Origin of the sequence: Algoriphagus aquimarinus (genome assembly GCF_007997215.1) — a bacterium.
GTDB classification, from domain to species: Bacteria; Bacteroidota; Bacteroidia; order Cytophagales; family Cyclobacteriaceae; genus Algoriphagus; species Algoriphagus aquimarinus_A.
In genome coordinates this window covers 1-18,303 of the sequence record NZ_VORW01000012.1, presented here as the reverse complement: position 1 = coordinate 18,303, position 18,303 = coordinate 1, and the positions used below count along the sequence as shown (strand labels likewise).

Below are 18,303 nucleotides of genomic sequence, written 5' to 3'. Positions count from 1 at the left end.
GAAAATAAAAGGTTAATGCGCTTTTGAGCCAAGAACTTTGAAGCGCTTCTTTATACTCTTCCAAATCGCCAAATAAAAGTCCGGCTCAAACAATCTTGCATCCTTTCTGGCCTGTCTCACAAAGAAAAGACCAAAAGGCAATAAGCAAAGATTCGAAAACCAAGTTCCAAACAAAGGATCAGCTATACCTTCTTTAGCCCACTTCTCCCCTGTTATCGTCAACATATAATACACGATGAAGAAAATAATGGAAATCAGCACAGGCATCCCCAAACCGCCTTTTTTGATAATAGCTCCAAGTGGCGCACCAATCAAAAACATTGCAAAACATGCAAATGCCTGGGTGTATTTCTGATACCAAGCTATTTGGTACCTTCTATATTCCCTCTGATAGTTGTCTATTTGGCTCATCTTGACATTAAATGAGTTCTTTAGATTTCTAGAGTTAGTTAATGCCATTGAAATTGCACCCTTTTCATAGCCACGATGTTCAACAAGAGAATCAATTTGGTCTCGCTCCTTATCCGTCAAAGGCGCAGTACGAGCAACCTTGATTACTTCTTTCTTAATATTTACTTTGGCATTCGTGTCCAGCTTCGCTATTTTAATTTCGGACTTCTCTAAGTCCCTACTTTTAGGTTCGACAAATAAGGAATCACTAGCAGGTGCTTCTTTGGTAATTATGACTGGTTTTTTGTCTGCGATTAACGAATCGCTTGCTGTCCTTAATTTCCTTGATTCTGGATTATCAACTAGAATCGATGAAGTGTCTTTTTGAGCTAGGTTTTTTGACTGTTCAAGAGAATCTGATTGTGCTTGTTCTCTATTCATTTTTGCCATCCTTAAAGAGTCATCCAAAGCTTTACGGTCTAAAATCTTTGTAGGAGGTTTGAATTTTCTCTCTCTTGTAAAAAAAGGATAGATACTTTCTGCTTCTAGGTAATTCCGAAAGATCTGCTCATTGACCAACGTACCGATGGAGTCTAGCCCTACTTTAATTTGTGATATATTTTTTATAGATCTGTTAGTGGACCATGCGTCTTCAGCTGTTCTATTAAGTTTGAAGGTATTATTCAAGTCAAACACAATTTCATTTGTATCAAACGATATCCTGTCAAATTCTACGGGTTTCTCAAGAATCCCCCTTGATGGTTTAGATTCTTTATAATTTTGACCTTGATATAAGGACAGTTTCATATAGTTCTCATTGAAAAAGGGCTCCATTCTGCCCGAATCAGCCAATGTCACATTTAAATTTCCTGTTCTACCGTCAGTATGATCATAAATTAAAATGTCTTTGAGTCCAAACTCACCTACTTTTTCGTTGACTTTGATACTGTATCCAGGGATACCTGCGTAGAAAACCCCAGCTTTAATATCCAAAGCAGGCGATTTCATCCGTATATCATACAGCAAACTGAAAGTTTTGAGGTTTACTTTTGGTACTAAGAAATTATTGGAAAGATAGGCTCCAAAAGCCAGGACAATCACAAATACTCCAATCGGACGCAATGCTCTCAATAGGGATATTCCGCTACTTTTAATAGCTGTGAGTTCAAAATGCTCTCCCAGATTCCCAAAGGTCATTAAGCTGGAAAGCAATACTGCCAATGGCAATGCCATGGGTGAAATACTGATCACGAAGTAGCCAATGAGCTCCATGTAGATCCAAAAACTCAGACCCTTCCCAAAAATCTCATCGAAGTATTTCAGCATGTTGACAGTCAACAGGATGAAATCCACGACAATAAATGTCAATAAAAATGGGCCCAAAAATGACCCAAGTATAAGTTTATCTAGTTTCTTCATTATTCAAACTGCTCACAAGGCAAATACGAAGCCCTGTAGCTGAAGTTCAAATTTGGTAAAATCAATTGAGATTACCCACCAATAATTTCTTTGAGTCTTCCTATAAGACCATGCCAGATAGAAACTAGTTCTTCATCATCATAGCCATCAGAGTAATCTATCACTTTCAAAAACAAGGTTTGAGTGAGATCATTTTCTTCCAATTTAAATTCTATAAATGCATGATCTGACTCATCTGGATTTTTAGGATCATAAAATTCAAATTTCACATGAGAATTACTGCGTTGAGAAGCTAATCGGGCATAATGATCTTCTCGGTCGAAATTGAAAATATAGTTCTTATCCTCGTTTATTTTCACTTCATCTGCAAACCACTCTTCTAATCCACTCGCAGTACTTAAATAATGGAAAACTATTTTTTTGGAGGCATTGATTTGATAATCAGCTACAAACTTGTTTTTTACCATGATAATCGCTTTTACACTATGTAAAAAATCATTTTTTTAAAGAACGTCAACTTGCATTTCACAGTACAAGACCTCATATTTGCATTCCCATTCGAAAGGGAGGTTTTCTGGGGTTGACAATATACGATTCTCGACCAAATTGATTTGATTTTCGAATGCGCTTTAATATAGGCATTAATTTCAAAAATCAATACCCAAAAAATGTTTCTACCGGGTTAGAAACTGTTTGAAGTAATTGAACCAACATTAATATATAAATGGCGAGGTATCCCGATGACTATCGGGAGTAGGATTAATATCCGCCGCGGCGGACGGGAGTTTAAATCTCCCAATTGAAATATTGATAAGAAATTTTAAAATGGCGAGGTAGCTCAGTTGGTTAGAGCGCAGGATTCATAACCCTGAGGTCGGGAGTTCAAATCTCCCTCTCGCTACTCAAAGGCTTTCGGAAACGGAAGCCTTTTTTTTGTTTTAATAACAATTACTTTCTAAATGAAGCGCAGGATTCATATCCGCCGCGGCGGACGGGAGTTCAAATCTCCCTCTCGCTACTCAAAGGCTTTCGGAAACGGAAGCCTTTTTTTTGTTTTAATAACAATTACTTTCTAAATGAAGCGCAGGATTCATATCCGCCGCGGCGGACGGGAGTTCAAATCTCCCTCTCGCTACTCAAAGGCTTTCGGAAACGGAAGCCTTTTTTTTGTTTTAATAACAATTACTTTCTAAATGAAGCGCAGGATTCATATCCGCCGCGGCGGACGGGAGTTCAAATCTCCCTCTCGCTACTCAAAGGCTTTCGGAAACGGAAGCCTTTTTTTTGTTTTAATAACAATTACTTTCTAAATGAAGCGCAGGATTAATATCCGCCGCGGCGGACGGGAGTTCAAATCTCCCTCCCGCTACTCAAAGGCTTTCGGAAACGGAAGCCTTTTTTTATTTTTATTAATGGATGAATTTGTAGTCTATATTCTTTATTCGAAGTCTTTTGGTAAAACCTACACAGGAATGACTTCTGCCTTAATCACAAGATTCCATTTCCATAATTTCAAATCAACCAAAGGATTTACATTAAAATACAGACCTTGGATTGTAATTCATGTGGAATTCTTTAACTCTAAAACAGAGGCTTTAATTCGTGAAAAAGAGCTCAAATCAGGAAAAGGTAGAGATTGGTTAAGATTAAATATCCTTCCAAATTATTCTTAAGCGCAGGATTCATATCCGCTACGCCAGGGCGCACAGGCGCGGCGGACGGGAGCACACCTACAGTTGGTAAATTCAAATCTCCCTCTCGCTACTAAAGGCTTTCAGAAACGGAAGCCTTTTTTTATTTTTATTAATGGATGAATTTGTAGTCTATATTCTTTATTCGAAGTCTTTTGGTAAAACCTACACAGGAATGACTTCTGCCTTAATCACAAGATTCCATTTCCATAATTTCAAATCAACCAAAGGATTTACATTAAAATACAGACCTTGGATTGTAATTCATGTGGAATTCTTTAACTCTAAAACAGAGGCTTTAATTCGTGAAAAAGAGCTCAAATCAGGAAAAGGTAGAGATTGGTTAAGATTAAATGTCCTTCCAAATTATTCTTAAGCGCAGGATTCATATCCGCTACGCCAGGGCGCACAGGCGCGGCGGACGGGAGCCTATCAGCAGTAGGTAGATTCAAATCTCCTCCCGAAAGCTTTCGATACTACTTAAGGCTTTCAGAAATGGAAGCCTTTTTTACTTAATAGTGAATTGACTCAAATTCATCACTACTATATCCTACGGCATTTTGATCTAGCGGAAATATATTTCCCTAATTTTAGTGGATGACATCGCCCGAAATAAAAAACCCACCTACCTCCCTATTTAAAAAACTCAAGTTTCTTGGACCTGGATTTATTCTTTCAGCTTCCATCGTTGGATCTGGGGAATTAATCGCCACCACTGTGCTGGGAGCAAAAGGCGGCTATATCACCTTTTGGGTTATTCTAGTTAGCTGTCTGGTGAAAGTTGCTATCCAGCTGGAATTTGGGAAGAATGCAATCATCACCGGAAAGCCTCTAATGACCTCATTCTCTTCATTGCCAGGGCCAAAGAACTGGGCAGTTTGGAGTACATTCTTGTTGACACTTTTTAAAATTTTGCAATTAGGTGGAATGATAGGAGGTGCGGCTATCGCACTAAGCATGCTTTTGCCTCAGGTCTCTCCTATTATTCTAGCCTTCATTCTAGGAGCCGTTACAAGCCTATTGATCTATAAAAATTACTACAGCATTGTAGAACGGACATCCATGTTTATGGTCGTTGGTTTTACCGTCTTCACGCTTGCATCTGTGATAGCCCTTAGCTACAGTCCATTTGGTTTTACATTTTCGGACGTAGCAAGTGGTTTGACTTTCAGTTTGCCTTCCGATCTGATTTTTGTTGCTATAGGAGCATTTGGGATTACAGGAGTCGCAAGTGACGAGATTATTGCATACACCTATTGGTGTCTGGAGAAGGGCTACGCCAAATATGCCGGCGAAAATGATGGTAGCGAGGAATGGAAATCTCGGGCGAATGGCTGGATAAAAATCATGTACTTGGATGCAATCGTCGCGATGGTTATTTACACCGTAGTCACTGCAGCTTTTTATTTACTGGGGGCTTCCATTCTGTATGGTAACCAAGACATTCCAACAGGGAATCAACTCATTGAAACCTTAGCCAATATTTACACGCAAACCCTAGGGGAAAATGCCCGCCTTGCCTATATCTCTGGAGCATTCTTCGTGCTTTTTTCAAGTGTGTTTGCGACGCTGGCTTATTGGACCAGACTGTTTCCGGATATCTTCGGAGAATTGGGATGGATAGCTTATGATGATCTGAAAACCAGAAAAACCTGGGTTGCTATATTGGCCTGGGTTTTACCCATTCTCTGGGCTATTGCCTTTGCTTTCGTAGAGCTTCCTGCATTTATGGTCTTATCTGGAGGCGTAATCGGCTCTGTATTGCTCCTATTGGTTGTCTATGCTGCAATCCAGTTTCGAATTAAGAACAGTACCTTAAATCTAGCTTCAGGATTTTTAACCACTATTCTGTTTTGGTTAAGCGTAATTTCTATAGGCTTGGTTTCTATCTATGGTATTGTGAAGTTATTTTAGCTGAACGATTCCAATTGTAGGGTTTTGCTCTTCTGTTTCGCTGTCTGAATATTCCGATTGATGCACAAAGTAAAAGATGTCTCTTCCTAAATCCAGCGGTCTGAGAACTACGGGGTTTCCATTACCATCCAAAACTCCTTTTTGCAAATTGTATCCGATAGCACTCTCCTTTTCATATACAAACAACAAATAGTTACCATCCGAATAATACTCGCAGAATAAGAATGACTTTGAATTAATCACATTATGGATTTGAATCTTTTTTATTCCGCTCTTATCCAAAGTCTGAATCGTTTCAAAATTCATTTTTAAGAATGGAGTCAGAATCTTGTCTTTAAATTGATAAAGGGTATCATGAAGTAAAATCTGACTACCAAAATCCGGCACATACACAAAATGGTCAGGCCCTACAGTTGAGAAGTAATTCTTGATGGGAAAGTCAGAAGCTGAGCCTGATTTAAGTTTCACTTCCCTAACTGGAATGGTATCAACCACATCCAAAGATTTATTGATTTCATAAAATGAAGCCCGGTTAAGAAACCCTTCCTCCTGTGGTATTGACAACTCTTGCCTCAGCACAAACAATTTATCTTCCAAAACTGAGAAAGCATTCACATTAAATGAAAGTGCATTTTCTAAGAGTAATTCATCCTCCTTGGAATAAACGTACAGCTTCCTGGCCGATGCTACATAAAGAAGATTTGATTCTTCGTCAATGGTCATATGGGGAAAAAAATCATATTCTCCTGGCCCCTCTCCTCGTTTGCCTAATACCTTGACAAACTTCCCATCTTGATTAAATATCAAAATCCTCCTGGAAGCATCTGAAACGTAAATTTTTTCATTGAACATTTTAATATCCAATACACCTGATAATAAAGATCTATCATTCGTCTCCAGCTGAATCAGTTTTATAGACTTTGTCAGCTGTTCGAGTTGCAATTCCTGGTCTATCTTCTTCGGGATTAAAATGGTTTGAAGTGCATTTTCATCAGACCTTGAGCAACTGAAGAATACCCAACAACATAATGCTAAACCAGGTAGTAGGTAACAGAATCGATTGTATTTCATTTTTTAAGCAGGTTAAGCTGTCGGTGAAAAAAATTAGCTTTCTTTTCCTTCCTGTTATGGATCAATTAAGCTATCAAGGAAATCCCTGATTTCTTCAGTGTCTGGCCTAGGAGCATTCGGATGAATTAATTTCCCCTTTGGATCAAAAATCAAATATCTCGGAATCAGTGCTACATCCAATGCTTTCAGATATTCCGATTCGTCTTTGATCATGGCTACAAATGATTGATTTGGAATTGCAATATCATATTTGATAGCAACCTCTTCCCAAAACTTATAATTATCGTCAACTGATAAGAAGATTACTTCTACGCCCCTGCTTTTATACTCCTCATTTAAAGCCACCGATGCCGGGAAAGCTTTGATACAAGGAATGCACCAAGCAGCCCAAAGATCAACATACAAATACTTACCCCTCTTTTGGCTCAGAATCTCTTCAAATGTGATTGAGCTTTTCTGCAGTCCCATCAATTCTATATCGGGCTCAATACCTTGAAGAGCCTTATTAGATGAATTCAATAGAACCAACTGGGCAGGATTAGCTAATTTGTCACTATAACGCACAAGAACTTCATCGACTACTTTAAATGATAGAAATGGGATTTCCTTTTGTAAATAGTGAAAGAGCAGAGATTTTTCGCGGTGATTCAGCTCACTTCCGGCAAGCAGTGAATCAATTAAGTCCCTTGATTGAAGCTGCGTTTGGTTGGCAATAATCAATTCAGAAAACTCATCTAAAAAGACCGTAGTATCTAGCTGAGGTTCAATTTCATTTAAAAATGAATTGACAGCCAATTGAGAATCGAAAACCATACTATCAGTGGGGTAAGCTTCCAGTTTCTTTTGCGCCATTCTATTTTTAGAAGTGTAAAAAGCTTTGACTTCTTCAGAAATTGAACCAGTATTTGCCAAAGAATCAATCCAGCTCAACTCCTTTTGAAATCCCTGAATGGCTTCATCTTTATTTCGCTTCAGGTCCTCATTCATGTCTAATTCGAAGGGAAACGCCTTTGTTTCATTCCACAAAAAGTCGAAATCCTGGGCTTTTGAATGGGATTTACCATAAAGCTCTGTGTTCCTAAGAAGCTCCAGATTGTAAGTGTAAGAAGAGCTTTCTTTTTTGACAGATTCAAACCATGGCTTTTTGTCCTTTTCTTGGATAAGAATACTATCTCCATTTTGGAGGTAATAGGTAAACTCAAACTGGCTATTGTCTCGATAAACTAAATCAAGGGATCCTCTTTTAGTATTGATGATAAGATCTTTGCTTGACTCCTCAGAATTGAATGAGATCTCCACAGGTAGCATGTTATCATCCATGTATTTGAATACTGCCTTTCGCTGTCGAAAAAACTGATTCGTAACACTATCTTCAAAAAACAATACAATTTGGCCGGGCTCAACAGCTGCTTCTCTTTTCTCCCCCTTTTCTCCGGAATTACAAGACCAGAAAGCCGTAAGCAGCAGAAATAGAAAAAATATGTGAACCTTGCTTTTAGTCTTTCGCATTGCTCTTAAATTGTTGTTCCAGACTTTTATTCTTTTCCAAACTCCTGATAATTGCTGAATCCAGCGGATGTTTTTTGATTATATCATAGGTCTTCCAAAAACTTGAATCAAGTTCATATTCATTATTTTCAACTTCCTCATCTCTGTCAAGTGCATCTTTCGCTCGAATCTTTTTCAAATCCTCAGTCGCGGGCATATCAAACCAAAACGTACTAATATCCATTTGATGGATGCCCACATCACGATTTATCAATCTTAATTCCCTATTACGAATCATTTCCGGGTAATAGAATCCATCAACTTCTCGAAACTTCGCAAAAGTTTGATATTCCCCAGTTTGAAAAGTGATTTGATATTCTACAATCGCATGGTTTCTAGCGTTTATTTTCAAATAGCTACTACCGTTTGGAGGATCTTTGGTACTAAAAGCTATTTGATAAATCGTGTCATTTCCCACAATCTCCTCTCCCATAAATCTCCGGTAGGTTGGCAACTCTGGAATACCCATAAATCGATCACCATCTTTTCCAAACCAACTTTTGGAATGATAAGCATTACCTCGAAATCCATTATTATGATGATAGGTTTCTATAATTTCATTTAATGGCCCAATAGTACTTCCCGAGGCTTTGATTTGCTCCCTAATTCTTTGCTTCAGAATTGTCATAGTAGAGTCAACCTCACCCAATTCATCACTTTGTCTTAAGGATTCCAATTTAACTCTAAGTGCAGATCCATCTTTTAGATAGCTAACATCTTCTACCACTACTGCGGCTTCTACTAGCTTAGTGAACTCCTCGTAATTCGTAGATATTTTTCTGTAAAACCCTCTTAGCTGATGACGTTTGTCAGGATAGTTTTTGGGGATATTATCGATCGCGTTCGAAATCATCTCTTCCATAGAATGATCTTCAGGCATCACTGTCACCTCATTCAAAGAGAGTAATTGCCTTTGGAGCCTAATTATGTTTCCTGTTTTCGAAAGCGATGAGACAGGGAGCTCCAGCTTTTGATACCCTATGGAGGAGATCACTACGATTTCATCCCAGAACTGGGAAGGGAAAAAGAACTTAAACTCTCCTTGCTCATCTGCCAAAGCTGAAAAATCCGGATAGTTTTTGAGGTATAAGTATGCAAACTGGACAGGAGAGGAATCTTCCGTATCTATCACGACACCGGAAATATTATTTGTTTGCTGATTTTGAGCTAATGCGACTTGAACACAAAACAAAAAGATAGTGAAGCATAAAAATTTCATCACCTAATAAAATAAAAATCATGGATTTTATCAATAAAAGAATAGTCTGAAACCAAAAAAGCCTTCCCTCGGGAAGGCTTTTAATAAAATAAGGCAGTGCGTCCTTATTTTACAGTTTCAACTACAGCTTTAAATGCTTCTGGGTGATTCATGGCTAAATCTGCCAAAACCTTACGGTTAAGTTCGATCTCACCTTTCTTCAATAATCCCATCAATTGAGAGTAGGATACGCCGTGCATTCTTGCACCTGCGTTGATACGCTGAATCCATAAAGCTCTGAATTCTCTTTTCTTCGCTTTACGATCTCTGTACGCATACTGAAGACCTTTCTCATACTTGTTTTTGGCTACTGTCCATACGTTGCTACCTCTTCCGAAGTAACCTCTTGTGGCTTTTAGCACTTTTTTTCTTCTTGCTCTGGACGCTACCGCGTTTACCGATCTAGGCATAGTGTTTTGTTTTTTGACGCATGGTGTCCCGAATTATCGGGATCTTGGAAACCAGTGTGCCTGGTGAATAAATAAACCTTAATTAATTTTTAAGCTACTGCTGAAAATCAGATTCTCAACATGTCTCTTACTCTACCTTCGTCAGATTCGTGAACCAGACCAGTTTTGGTCAAGTTTCTCTTTCTTTTGGTAGCTTTCTTAGTTAGGATGTGGCTTTTGAAAGCGTGTTTCCTTTTGATTTTGCCGGTTCCCGTTAAAGCGAACCTCTTCTTTGCACCGGATTTGGTTTTTACCTTTGGCATTTTGCTGTATTTATTTAGTTGAAATTTATTTCTTTCCTGCCTTCGGAGCGATGAAGATGTTCATTCTCTTTCCTTCCATTTTTGGAAGCTGCTCTACTGCACCATATTCTGCCAGTGCCTGAGCAAATCTCAGAAGTAACATCTCTCCTCTTTCTTTAAAGACAATGCTTCGACCTACGAAATGCACGTATGCCTTCACTTTTGCACCTTCCTTCAAGAAGCTGATTGCATGCTTCAATTTGAAATTATAATCATGCTCATCTGTATTCGGTCCGAATCTGATTTCCTTCAAAACAATCTTAGCTGCATTGGATTTGATCTCCTTCTGCTTCTTTTTCTGCTCGTATTTAAACTTAGCGTAGTCAAGAATCTTACAAACTGGAGGATCGACGTTAGGAGAGATCTCTACAAGATCCAGGTCATTTTCTTGTGCGATTTTGATGGCTTTGTCTGTAGGAAGTAATGCATTTCCACCTTCTACGAAATCACCAACCACTCTCACTTCACGAGCTCTGATTTTCTGGTTTACTTTATAAGGTTCTTCTTGTCTACCTCTATAGGGTTGTCTTTGGTTTCTCAAGTTTGCGTTGATTGTTTTTATGAAATTGGATGCAAATATCGGAATTATTTCTAATTAAGAAAAACTGAATTAAATAATACCCAAGTATTACTTACTCAATGATGCTGAAATAATGCCTTGAAAATAGTTTATAAACTCCTCCGGAGAGAAATTACCTAGATCTCCTTCACCATGCTTACGGACAGAAAGCTTTCGCTCTTCCTGCTCCTTTTCCCCTACTATCAGCATAAAAGGCACTTTTTTAACTTCAGAGTCACGGATTTTTCTTCCGATCTTTTCATCTCTGTTGTCAATAGAACCTGATATTCCCACCTCTTCGAGGATTGACTTTATTTCTTCTGCATATTCTACATATTTCTCAGAAATAGGCAAAATATTGATCTGCTCAGGAGAAAGCCATAGCGGGAAGTTGCCTGCACAGTGCTCGATAAGCACCGCAACGAATCTCTCCAAAGAACCAAATGGCGCTCTGTGGATCATCACAGGTCTATGCTTCTGATTGTCCGATCCGATGTATTCCAACTCGAATCGTTCTGGTAAGTTATAATCTACCTGGATAGTTCCCAACTGCCATTTTCTTCCCAAAGCATCTTTGACCATGAAGTCCAGCTTAGGGCCGTAGAATGCCGCTTCGCCAAGTTCAGTGACCGTATTCAACCCTTTCTCAGCTGCTGCTTCGATAATCGCAGATTCTGCCTTGTTCCAGTTTTCATCACCACCGATATATTTGGATGGATTTTCTGGATCTCTCAAAGAAATCTGAGCAGTGTAATCATCAAAGCCTAATGCCTTAAATACATACAAAACCAAATCAATTACTTTGATAAACTCTTCCTTCACCTGATCTGGGCGACAGAAGATATGTGCGTCATCCTGAGTAAATCCTCGAACACGCGTCAATCCGTGCAATTCTCCACTTTGCTCATAGCGATATACCGTACCAAATTCCGCATAGCGAATCGGCAACTCCTTATAAGAGTGTGGCTTATTCTTATAAATCTCACAGTGATGTGGGCAGTTCATTGGCTTCAGCAAAAACTCCTCGCCTTCATGCGGAGTAGTTATTGGCTGAAATGAATCCTTGCCATATTTCTCGTAATGACCAGAAGTCTCATAAAGAGCCTTGTGTCCAATATGGGGCGTAGTTACTTGCTGATAACCAGATTTATCCTGCGCTTTTTTCATGAAATTCACTAATCGCTCACGCAAAAGAGTTCCCTTAGGAAGCCATAGCGGAAGACCAGCTCCTACTTTTTCAGAAAACATGAATAATTCTAATTCACGCCCTAGTTTTCTATGATCGCGTTTCTTAGCTTCTTCAAGTAATGTTAAATATTCAGATAGCTCTTTCGCTTTAGGGAAAGTAACACCGTAAATACGAGTAAGCATTTTGCGCTTCTCGTCTCCTCTCCAGTATGCACCAGCGATGTTGGTCAGCTTTACAGCCTTTACAAAACCGGTATTTGGGATATGTGGTCCACGGCAAAGATCTACGAAGTTTCCTTGCTGATAGAAAGTAATGGTTCCATCTTCAAGTCCTTCTAAAAGGTCGAGCTTATACTCGTCTCCTTTATCCTCGAAATAAGCAATAGCATCTTTCTTGGAAACATCAGAACGGATGTACTCATTTTTCTCACGAGCCAATTCGATCATTTTCTTCTCGATCTCCTCGAGCTCAGAACCATCCAGCGTCTTATCACCGAAATCTACATCGTAATAGAAACCAGTTTCGATCGGAGGACCGATACCGAATTTGATCCCTGGATGAAGTACTTCCAATGCTTCTGCAAGCAAGTGAGCTGAGGAGTGCCAAAACGTGTTTTTGCCTTCTCCGTCATTCCAAGTCAACAATTGGATGGTTGAATCTGAGTTGATTGCTCGGGTAGCATCCCAAACCTGTCCATTTACTTTTGCGGCTAGAACGTTTCTCGCTAAACCCTCGCTGATACTTGCAGCAATCTGTAGTCCGGTGGTTCCTTTTTCGTACTCCTTCACAGTGCCATCTGGAAGGGTAATGTTAATAAGTTGTGACATGTGTAAAATTAGTTCTGCCCATACAAGAAGGCATAAATATTAAGGTGCAAATATGCAAAACACGAATGCAACCAAAAAATATATGGGAAGGGAATATGGAAATGAGTGGATATTTTTTAATTATCTCTAATCATGTCTGTAACCGTATTTTCTTTGCTTGCTTTGGCTGGAAGACCGATGACGGGTGACCGGAGTAGCCTCAATGCTAGTGTTTAACTTACAATAAGTCGCTTTTTTGTCTTTTACTGATCCGAATTGCAGAAACACCCACTTGCTGCTGGATAAAAACACCTTATTTTTTCACTGTATAGACAATCAAAACTGGATTTTCGGAGTCTTTGGCGGCAAATGCTACTTGCGCAAAGTTATTGCACGCTCAGAAGGGCTTTAAAAAGTTTTTGAGGGTCTTGTCTGTTATCCCAAAATGCTACAATTATAATTTGTTCATCAGTGACTTTGTAATAAATACTGAAATTGCCCATTGAAGCGACTCTGATACTTTTGAAATCTGTCGATTTGTAGATAAAGGGCTTCTTAGAAATTTGATTGGTTTTTCTGCTAACTAGCTTTACAAGCTTCTTTGAATAGTTAGGGGACTTATTTCTAATTACCCAATATTCTAAAACACCGACAAATTGGAGGTCTGCCGTTTTAGTCCAAATTACCTCGCGTTTAGCCATTCAAGATTTCTTTTATCCATCGCTTCTTGGGAAATCAATTTGCCATTTTTTATATCCTCCTCACTCATTTCCAACATCATTTTTTGTTCATCTGTCAATTCCAGCTTATCGAATTCGGATATGCTTGAGGAAATTAATTTATCAAGAGCTTCTAAAAAATCTCTGTTTTTGATTGAAAGTATTTTATCGATCAATCCATTTCTTAAGTTATCAACTGTAGCCATGTCTAATACGGTTTATATCTAAATGTCGCAAATTTTATCTTTTCCCCAAATGGGATACTAGATGACCTCTTAAATATTTTACCATAAAGTGAGTTCACTTAAAAATGCTGCATAATTCTAAAAACTCTTTCCAAAACTTACTCCTGCAAATCTTGGCTCAAAGATCCATCCTTCTCTTCCGCCAGTTGGAAGAATGATAATTGGAGTATATCCCACTCGGAAAAAAAATCCGCCTTCTGGTTTTTGGTATCTGTATCCAACTCTAAGAGGAATGTAGGCGTCCAAAACCACTTTATCTTCTAATTCTAATGTTTCTGAATCAAAATCTAAAGTTCTGTCTAAGAGGGAGGTAAACCCAAAACCCATTTCCAGATGATGGTTTGATCTGCCGTAAAAGGCTGTTACCTCCAAAGGAATAACGGGAAGCCAAATCGTCTTGAAATCATTTATTTGATTACGCCACATGGAAAAGCCGGCACTCGCATTCAGCTTTAGTTTCCCTTTTTGATGGAAAATCTTGCTGTAGTTGATAGCGTATCTTCCAGAACTTCCCCCAAACTCCAAATAAACAGCATTTTTTGCTGTTAATGTCTCAGGTTCGGTTTGGGCGAAACTATCAAATGAGATCAATAAAGCCAGAGCTAAAGTGACAGTAAACGCGAGTTTTAAAAAAGTGCTACCATTTTTCATCTACCCAAAATAGTGAATATAATCCAATAACTAAAGAATCAACTGTCCTGATATTTTAACAGCAAATGGCTTGGCACCAGGATTATCCAGATAAGTGATTCTATGGAAAAAGTCTATTCTGAAGAATTTGAAAATGTTTTCTACGCCATAGCCTAATTCCACATAGGGTTTTGATGGATCCAGCCTTCCAAAGGTCACTAAAGGATTTCCCAGAGGATCAACGTTTGGTGTATTTGTAATGTTTTTATCACTCACCGACCCATAAAGAATATTGGCATTAGCCACAGCTCGCCATTTGAGCTTTTTGATCACAGGGATTCTATTCAAAAGGAAGCCCTCAAAATAGTGTCTATATCGTAAACTCGCATATTGATCTGAAGCGAATTCGTTGAAATTCATGGTATTAAAAGCTGCCGAAGTATAAAAAAGTGTTTCGTTACCAAGGTGATTGTTCAATATGGGATAGGGCACTTCGCCAAATACTTTTCCCGCAAATAACTCATACCTGGACACACCAAGCATCCCTACATTTAATCTTTGATATAGATAGAAATCAAGTTTGGAATAAGCGATATCGCCACCTAGCCATTTTATACCCTTGGCATAAGAAAGCTGTACTATCGGCCATTTGGAAGGGCCAAAAGAAGTACGCGCATTGTCATTGATTATAATAATTTCGTCTTTACCGTATCGTAAAGCAGCCTGAACTTCGGTGGTTTCAAAATTAGACTCGTATTCTCTCGTGTCTTTTTCCAGAAAATAAAAGTCGAAAAGTGGATCAAACTGCCGTACATGCAGATTGGAAGTGAATAAGAATCCTTTGAAAAACTCCCGCTGAAACTGGAAATTGTAATTAGTATTCAGAAATGGACGACGTAGCGTACCAAATCTACTTGCTGCCAGAAATACAGAATTCCCTTGGAGGCTTGCTATCTCCAATCCTACCTGATCAATTTCCTTTTGCGTAGATAAGGAAAGTGTGGTCCAATGGAATCTATCTAAAATCCGTTTAACCTTGGCAGTATACTTGAATTCCTCGTCTTGAAAACCATAGGCTCCGTAGCCTTCCAGCTCCCATTTATTACTGAATTTCACCGAAGTACGAGCTCCCATTCCCAGGCGAATTCCCTCAATATCATTGTAATTAAAAAAGCCTGGCCATGGTCCAATTTCAAACTTACCAACATTGAGGTAGCCTGTTCCAAAGAATTTTAAACCCTCGGAAAAGAAGCGAACAATAGGAATCCTTTTTAGTGTATCCACCATCTGCAATACAGCAAGCTCCTCATCACTCAGTGGATCTTGTCTGTTTATTTTCCAAAATTCATCATCTCCTGAAGCATAATCGAGCTCCAGCGTAACAGCTTGATTAAAGAAAGAAGTTGGTTTGGGCTCACCAGTGCGAATGCTATCAGCCGAGGTATAAAATTTAGCAAGCAAACCAGCCGTCTTTGGCGTGATTTGGCCTATTTTGATTTGTACACGTGATTTTGAAGGAATAAGTGGTCCTGCCTCAGTGGGAACAAGTTCCTGCTGAATTTTGATACGTTCAATAAAATTCAAATTCGCCTCCTTAGGAATAGCCAAATCCACCTGCTTCAGTGCATAAGTCTCCTTATTGATCCAGATAGTCCCTGTAAAGGCCAGATCCTGCTCTCTCCGCGGATACACTTGCAGCATATAACACGAGTCCGCACCTACAAGCACAGAGTCAAGTAAATCGTAATCGTAATAGGCTTTCCAGCCATCTGCTATCGGCGACACGAAGTCTTTCTCAACTATTGTCAACCAGTTTTTATAGAAATTGTATTCCTGAAATGCCGAACCCGTGATCTGTGATGTAGTAGATCCATCTGTAATCCCTACCCCAGTAATTCTGGATTTCTCCACTACTTCCTTACGAAGCACCGGGTTATTTCTAAAATAGAATTTAGATAAGGTTTCAGAGAAAAATACAGGCAAAATCTTCTGACCCTCATCATTGGTCAGTTGCTTGATCGAATCCAGTATAGCAGTTATTTTCTGCACAGATCTTCGATGCGAGAAATCATCAGAAACATGATCTACATCAATTTCAATCTTGGTATAGTTCTTTGACTCATAAGAACTTAAATTCCTTTTATCAAAGTACTCTTTTCGTTCTACGGCTTGGCGTATAATTTCAAACGCCGGGTTTTCTCCTGCTTCAAAAACAAAAGCTTCCATCTCAAAATCTGATGGCTTGAGTTGAAAGTTTACAGTTTGCTCTGGCTGATTTTGTAAAGCTTTACTCGCCGAAATGTAACCGAGATAGCTTACTGTTATGCTATCTGAAAGCTTTTTGGCTTCCAAGTTATAATTCCCTTCAAAATCAGAATTGACGCCAATGGTGGTTCCTTTAAGTATCACCGAAGCGAATGGAATAGGATCACCAGTCTCTGAATCAGTAATTTTCCCTTTGATCACATACTGCGCAAAGGACTGGGTACTAGCCAGAAGAAATAAGAGGAAAAAGTATCTTCTAATCATTAAATGTCAAATCCTGGGTGATTAAGGAGTTGCAAAATTATTTCAATCCAAGTTGATATCGGCATGATTTGAATTAAAAAATACTAAATGAGTAAAAAAACTGCTAACACACAGTCAGGGATTTTGAAAAATCGGCTTGTATATTTGAAGCTACAAACCGAGAAACATGATATACGATATAGCAATAATTGGTGGTGGAATTGTGGGATTGGCTACTGCTCTTAAAATTCAAAAAGCACGTCCAGACCTTAAAATAGCTATTTTGGAGAAGGAAGATCAACTTGCTAAACACCAAACAGGTAATAATAGTGGTGTGATTCACTCCGGGCTATACTATAAGCCAGGTTCACTAAAAGCTACCAATTGTATAAGTGGATACCATGAATTGATTCAGTTTTGCGAGGAAGAAAAAATTCCTTTCGAGATCACAGGAAAAGTGGTAGTTGCCACTAGAGAAGCCCAAAAACCCTTATTGCACAACTTGTATGAGAGAGGCCTTCAAAATGGTTTAGAAGGAACGAAATACATCACATTAGAAGAGCTGAAAGAATTCGAACCTCATTGTGCCGGGGTAGCTGCATTGCATGTTCCTCAGACTGGAATTGTAGATTATTTCAAAGTTGCTTTGGCCTATGGGCGAAAAATAATTCAACAGGGTGGAGAGATTTTTCTTAATCATAAAGTATTAGAAATTAAGCAACAAGAGGGAGTTAACTACATTGAAACTTCCAAGCTAACCTTCCAAAGTAAATTGGTAATTAACTGCGCTGGACTTTATTCGGATAAGGTAGCTCAGATGAGTGAAAAGGATCCAATTGATGTGAAAATCATTCCTTTTCGAGGTGAATATTTCAAGCTGAAAAAGGATAGGGAATTTCTGGTTAAGAACTTGATTTACCCTGTTCCGGATCCTAATTTCCCTTTCCTAGGCGTACACTTCACCCGAATGATGAAAGGTGGTGTGGAAGCTGGACCAAATGCAGTTTTAGCTTTCCGAAGAGAAGGTTATAAAAAATCACAAATCAATCTGAAAGAACTTGCTGAGTCTTTAGCTTGGCCAGGTTTCCAGAAAGTAGCTGCCAAATACTGGCAAACGGGTTTTGGTGAGATGTATAGATCTTTTTCAAAAGCCGCATTCACTAAAGCGCTGCAAGAATTGATTCCAGAAATACAGGAATCTGACCTTACTGAGGGCGGAGCTGGTGTGCGAGCACAAGCTTGCGATAGAACGGGTGGATTGTTGGATGATTTTTCTATTAGAGAATCTGCACATGCTATCAACGTGCTTAATGCCCCTTCTCCTGCCGCTACCAGCTCGCTAGCCATTGGAGGAACAGTGGCTGAGCTGGCGTTGAAGCGGTTTGCTTAACCTTTGAGGTGTTAGCCATCAAATGCTTAAGAAGGCAATTTGAAGGCTCTCCTCGAAGGTTTTTTTGATATTGATAATTATCAGTTTGGCGCAAGGTACTATCTTTAAAAACTAGAAGTTTTAGATTTTTTTTACCTTTACGATACCGGAGAGGAAGCATGCAGTGACTGTTCACTTGGATGTTTACCTTGTGTAGTGCCGACTTGATCGGCACT

At 39.0% G+C, this 18,303-nt stretch carries 17 protein-coding genes and 1 tRNA gene; 5 read left to right on the top strand and 13 right to left on the bottom strand.

From position 1 onward, the window contains the following. Window positions 1-12: 12 nt before the first annotated feature. Together ESV85_RS15260 and ESV85_RS15255 are read right to left on the bottom strand one after the other, a co-directional pair. On the bottom strand, window positions 13-1,809 hold the full coding sequence (locus ESV85_RS15260) for an LptF/LptG family permease (RefSeq protein WP_146919046.1): 1,797 nt from the start codon (window positions 1,807-1,809) through the stop codon (window positions 13-15). A 71-nt stretch (window positions 1,810-1,880) separates the two neighbouring features. Further along, window positions 1,881-2,276, bottom strand: coding sequence for an START-like domain-containing protein (locus ESV85_RS15255; RefSeq protein WP_146919044.1), 396 nt, complete (start codon window positions 2,274-2,276; stop codon window positions 1,881-1,883). 360 nt (window positions 2,277-2,636) lie between these two features. Here ESV85_RS15255 and ESV85_RS15250 point away from each other — a divergent pair. From ESV85_RS15250 to ESV85_RS15235, 4 genes are all read left to right on the top strand, one after another. Continuing rightward, a tRNA-Met gene (locus ESV85_RS15250) sits at window positions 2,637-2,710 on the top strand. A 409-nt stretch (window positions 2,711-3,119) separates the two neighbouring features. Continuing rightward, on the top strand, window positions 3,120-3,482 hold the full coding sequence (locus ESV85_RS15245; protein WP_223276010.1) for a GIY-YIG nuclease family protein: 363 nt from the start codon (window positions 3,120-3,122) through the stop codon (window positions 3,480-3,482). A gap of 133 nt (window positions 3,483-3,615) precedes the next feature. Further along, a complete protein-coding gene (locus ESV85_RS15240; protein WP_146919042.1) occupies window positions 3,616-3,876 on the top strand; it encodes a GIY-YIG nuclease family protein in 261 nt (86 codons plus the stop codon). Between the two features lie 221 nt (window positions 3,877-4,097). After that, on the top strand, window positions 4,098-5,414 hold the full coding sequence (locus tag ESV85_RS15235; protein ID WP_146919040.1) for an Nramp family divalent metal transporter: 1,317 nt from the start codon (window positions 4,098-4,100) through the stop codon (window positions 5,412-5,414). Here ESV85_RS15235 and ESV85_RS15230 read toward each other — a convergent pair. The 11 genes from ESV85_RS15230 to ESV85_RS15180 all read right to left on the bottom strand — a co-directional run bounded on the left by ESV85_RS15230 (window position 5,406) and on the right by ESV85_RS15180 (window position 16,719). Then, window positions 5,406-6,485: a 6-bladed beta-propeller gene (locus tag ESV85_RS15230; RefSeq protein WP_146919039.1), complete on the bottom strand. Its 1,080-nt coding sequence runs from the start codon at window positions 6,483-6,485 to the stop codon at window positions 5,406-5,408. The genes ESV85_RS15235 and ESV85_RS15230 overlap by 9 nt on opposite strands. A 54-nt stretch (window positions 6,486-6,539) precedes the next feature. Continuing rightward, complete coding sequence (locus ESV85_RS15225) at window positions 6,540-7,994, bottom strand: TlpA family protein disulfide reductase (protein WP_146919037.1); 1,455 nt, start codon at window positions 7,992-7,994, stop codon at window positions 6,540-6,542. Then, window positions 7,981-9,252 carry a carboxypeptidase-like regulatory domain-containing protein gene (locus tag ESV85_RS15220; RefSeq protein ID WP_146919035.1) on the bottom strand — a complete coding sequence of 424 codons (1,272 nt, stop codon included), beginning with the start codon at window positions 9,250-9,252 and terminating at the stop codon, window positions 7,981-7,983. The genes ESV85_RS15225 and ESV85_RS15220 overlap by 14 nt, the downstream gene beginning before the upstream one ends. A gap of 104 nt (window positions 9,253-9,356) precedes the next feature. Continuing rightward, a complete protein-coding gene (rplT, locus tag ESV85_RS15215; RefSeq protein ID WP_086501406.1) occupies window positions 9,357-9,701 on the bottom strand; it encodes a 50S ribosomal protein L20 in 345 nt (114 codons plus the stop codon). 107 nt (window positions 9,702-9,808) lie between these two features. After that, a complete protein-coding gene (rpmI, locus tag ESV85_RS15210; RefSeq protein WP_146919034.1) occupies window positions 9,809-10,003 on the bottom strand; it encodes a 50S ribosomal protein L35 in 195 nt (64 codons plus the stop codon). 25 nt (window positions 10,004-10,028) lie between these two features. Next, window positions 10,029-10,583, bottom strand: a complete 555-nt coding sequence (gene infC / locus ESV85_RS15205; protein ID WP_146919032.1) for a translation initiation factor IF-3 — start codon at window positions 10,581-10,583, stop codon at window positions 10,029-10,031. Between the two features lie 87 nt (window positions 10,584-10,670). Continuing rightward, on the bottom strand, window positions 10,671-12,617 hold the full coding sequence (thrS, locus tag ESV85_RS15200; RefSeq protein ID WP_146919030.1) for a threonine--tRNA ligase: 1,947 nt from the start codon (window positions 12,615-12,617) through the stop codon (window positions 10,671-10,673). A gap of 365 nt (window positions 12,618-12,982) precedes the next feature. Further along, window positions 12,983-13,297, bottom strand: a complete 315-nt coding sequence (locus ESV85_RS15195) for a type II toxin-antitoxin system RelE/ParE family toxin (RefSeq protein ID WP_146919028.1) — start codon at window positions 13,295-13,297, stop codon at window positions 12,983-12,985. Beyond that, window positions 13,279-13,521 (bottom strand): hypothetical protein, encoded by a 243-nt coding sequence (locus ESV85_RS15190; protein WP_146919026.1) that lies wholly within the window; start codon window positions 13,519-13,521, stop codon window positions 13,279-13,281. The genes ESV85_RS15195 and ESV85_RS15190 overlap by 19 nt, the downstream gene beginning before the upstream one ends. A 117-nt stretch (window positions 13,522-13,638) precedes the next feature. After that, window positions 13,639-14,211: a hypothetical protein gene (locus tag ESV85_RS15185; RefSeq protein ID WP_146919024.1), complete on the bottom strand. Its 573-nt coding sequence runs from the start codon at window positions 14,209-14,211 to the stop codon at window positions 13,639-13,641. 30 nt (window positions 14,212-14,241) lie between these two features. Continuing rightward, window positions 14,242-16,719 (bottom strand): DUF5686 and carboxypeptidase-like regulatory domain-containing protein, encoded by a 2,478-nt coding sequence (locus ESV85_RS15180; RefSeq protein WP_146919022.1) that lies wholly within the window; start codon window positions 16,717-16,719, stop codon window positions 14,242-14,244. Between the two features lie 166 nt (window positions 16,720-16,885). Between ESV85_RS15180 and lhgO the strand changes: the two genes are divergently transcribed. Continuing rightward, complete coding sequence (lhgO, locus tag ESV85_RS15175) at window positions 16,886-18,088, top strand: L-2-hydroxyglutarate oxidase (protein WP_146919020.1); 1,203 nt, start codon at window positions 16,886-16,888, stop codon at window positions 18,086-18,088. The last annotated feature ends 215 nt before the right edge of the window (window positions 18,089-18,303 follow it).

Coding starts and splice junctions, on each gene's coding strand:
- ESV85_RS15260 (WP_146919046.1), bottom strand. CDS start 1,809: ATGAAGAAACTAGATAAACTTATACTTGGGTCATTTTTGGGCCCATTT.
- ESV85_RS15255 (WP_146919044.1), bottom strand. CDS start 2,276: ATGGTAAAAAACAAGTTTGTAGCTGATTATCAAATCAATGCCTCCAAA.
- ESV85_RS15245 (WP_223276010.1), top strand. CDS start 3,120: ATGAAGCGCAGGATTAATATCCGCCGCGGCGGACGGGAGTTCAAATCT.
- ESV85_RS15240 (WP_146919042.1), top strand. CDS start 3,616: ATGGATGAATTTGTAGTCTATATTCTTTATTCGAAGTCTTTTGGTAAA.
- ESV85_RS15235 (WP_146919040.1), top strand. CDS start 4,098: ATGACATCGCCCGAAATAAAAAACCCACCTACCTCCCTATTTAAAAAA.
- ESV85_RS15230 (WP_146919039.1), bottom strand. CDS start 6,485: ATGAAATACAATCGATTCTGTTACCTACTACCTGGTTTAGCATTATGT.
- ESV85_RS15225 (WP_146919037.1), bottom strand. CDS start 7,994: ATGCGAAAGACTAAAAGCAAGGTTCACATATTTTTTCTATTTCTGCTG.
- ESV85_RS15220 (WP_146919035.1), bottom strand. CDS start 9,252: ATGAAATTTTTATGCTTCACTATCTTTTTGTTTTGTGTTCAAGTCGCA.
- rplT (WP_086501406.1), bottom strand. CDS start 9,701: ATGCCTAGATCGGTAAACGCGGTAGCGTCCAGAGCAAGAAGAAAAAAA.
- rpmI (WP_146919034.1), bottom strand. CDS start 10,003: ATGCCAAAGGTAAAAACCAAATCCGGTGCAAAGAAGAGGTTCGCTTTA.
- thrS (WP_146919030.1), bottom strand. CDS start 12,617: ATGTCACAACTTATTAACATTACCCTTCCAGATGGCACTGTGAAGGAG.
- ESV85_RS15195 (WP_146919028.1), bottom strand. CDS start 13,297: ATGGCTAAACGCGAGGTAATTTGGACTAAAACGGCAGACCTCCAATTT.
- ESV85_RS15190 (WP_146919026.1), bottom strand. CDS start 13,521: ATGGCTACAGTTGATAACTTAAGAAATGGATTGATCGATAAAATACTT.
- ESV85_RS15185 (WP_146919024.1), bottom strand. CDS start 14,211: ATGAAAAATGGTAGCACTTTTTTAAAACTCGCGTTTACTGTCACTTTA.
- ESV85_RS15180 (WP_146919022.1), bottom strand. CDS start 16,719: ATGATTAGAAGATACTTTTTCCTCTTATTTCTTCTGGCTAGTACCCAG.
- lhgO (WP_146919020.1), top strand. CDS start 16,886: ATGATATACGATATAGCAATAATTGGTGGTGGAATTGTGGGATTGGCT.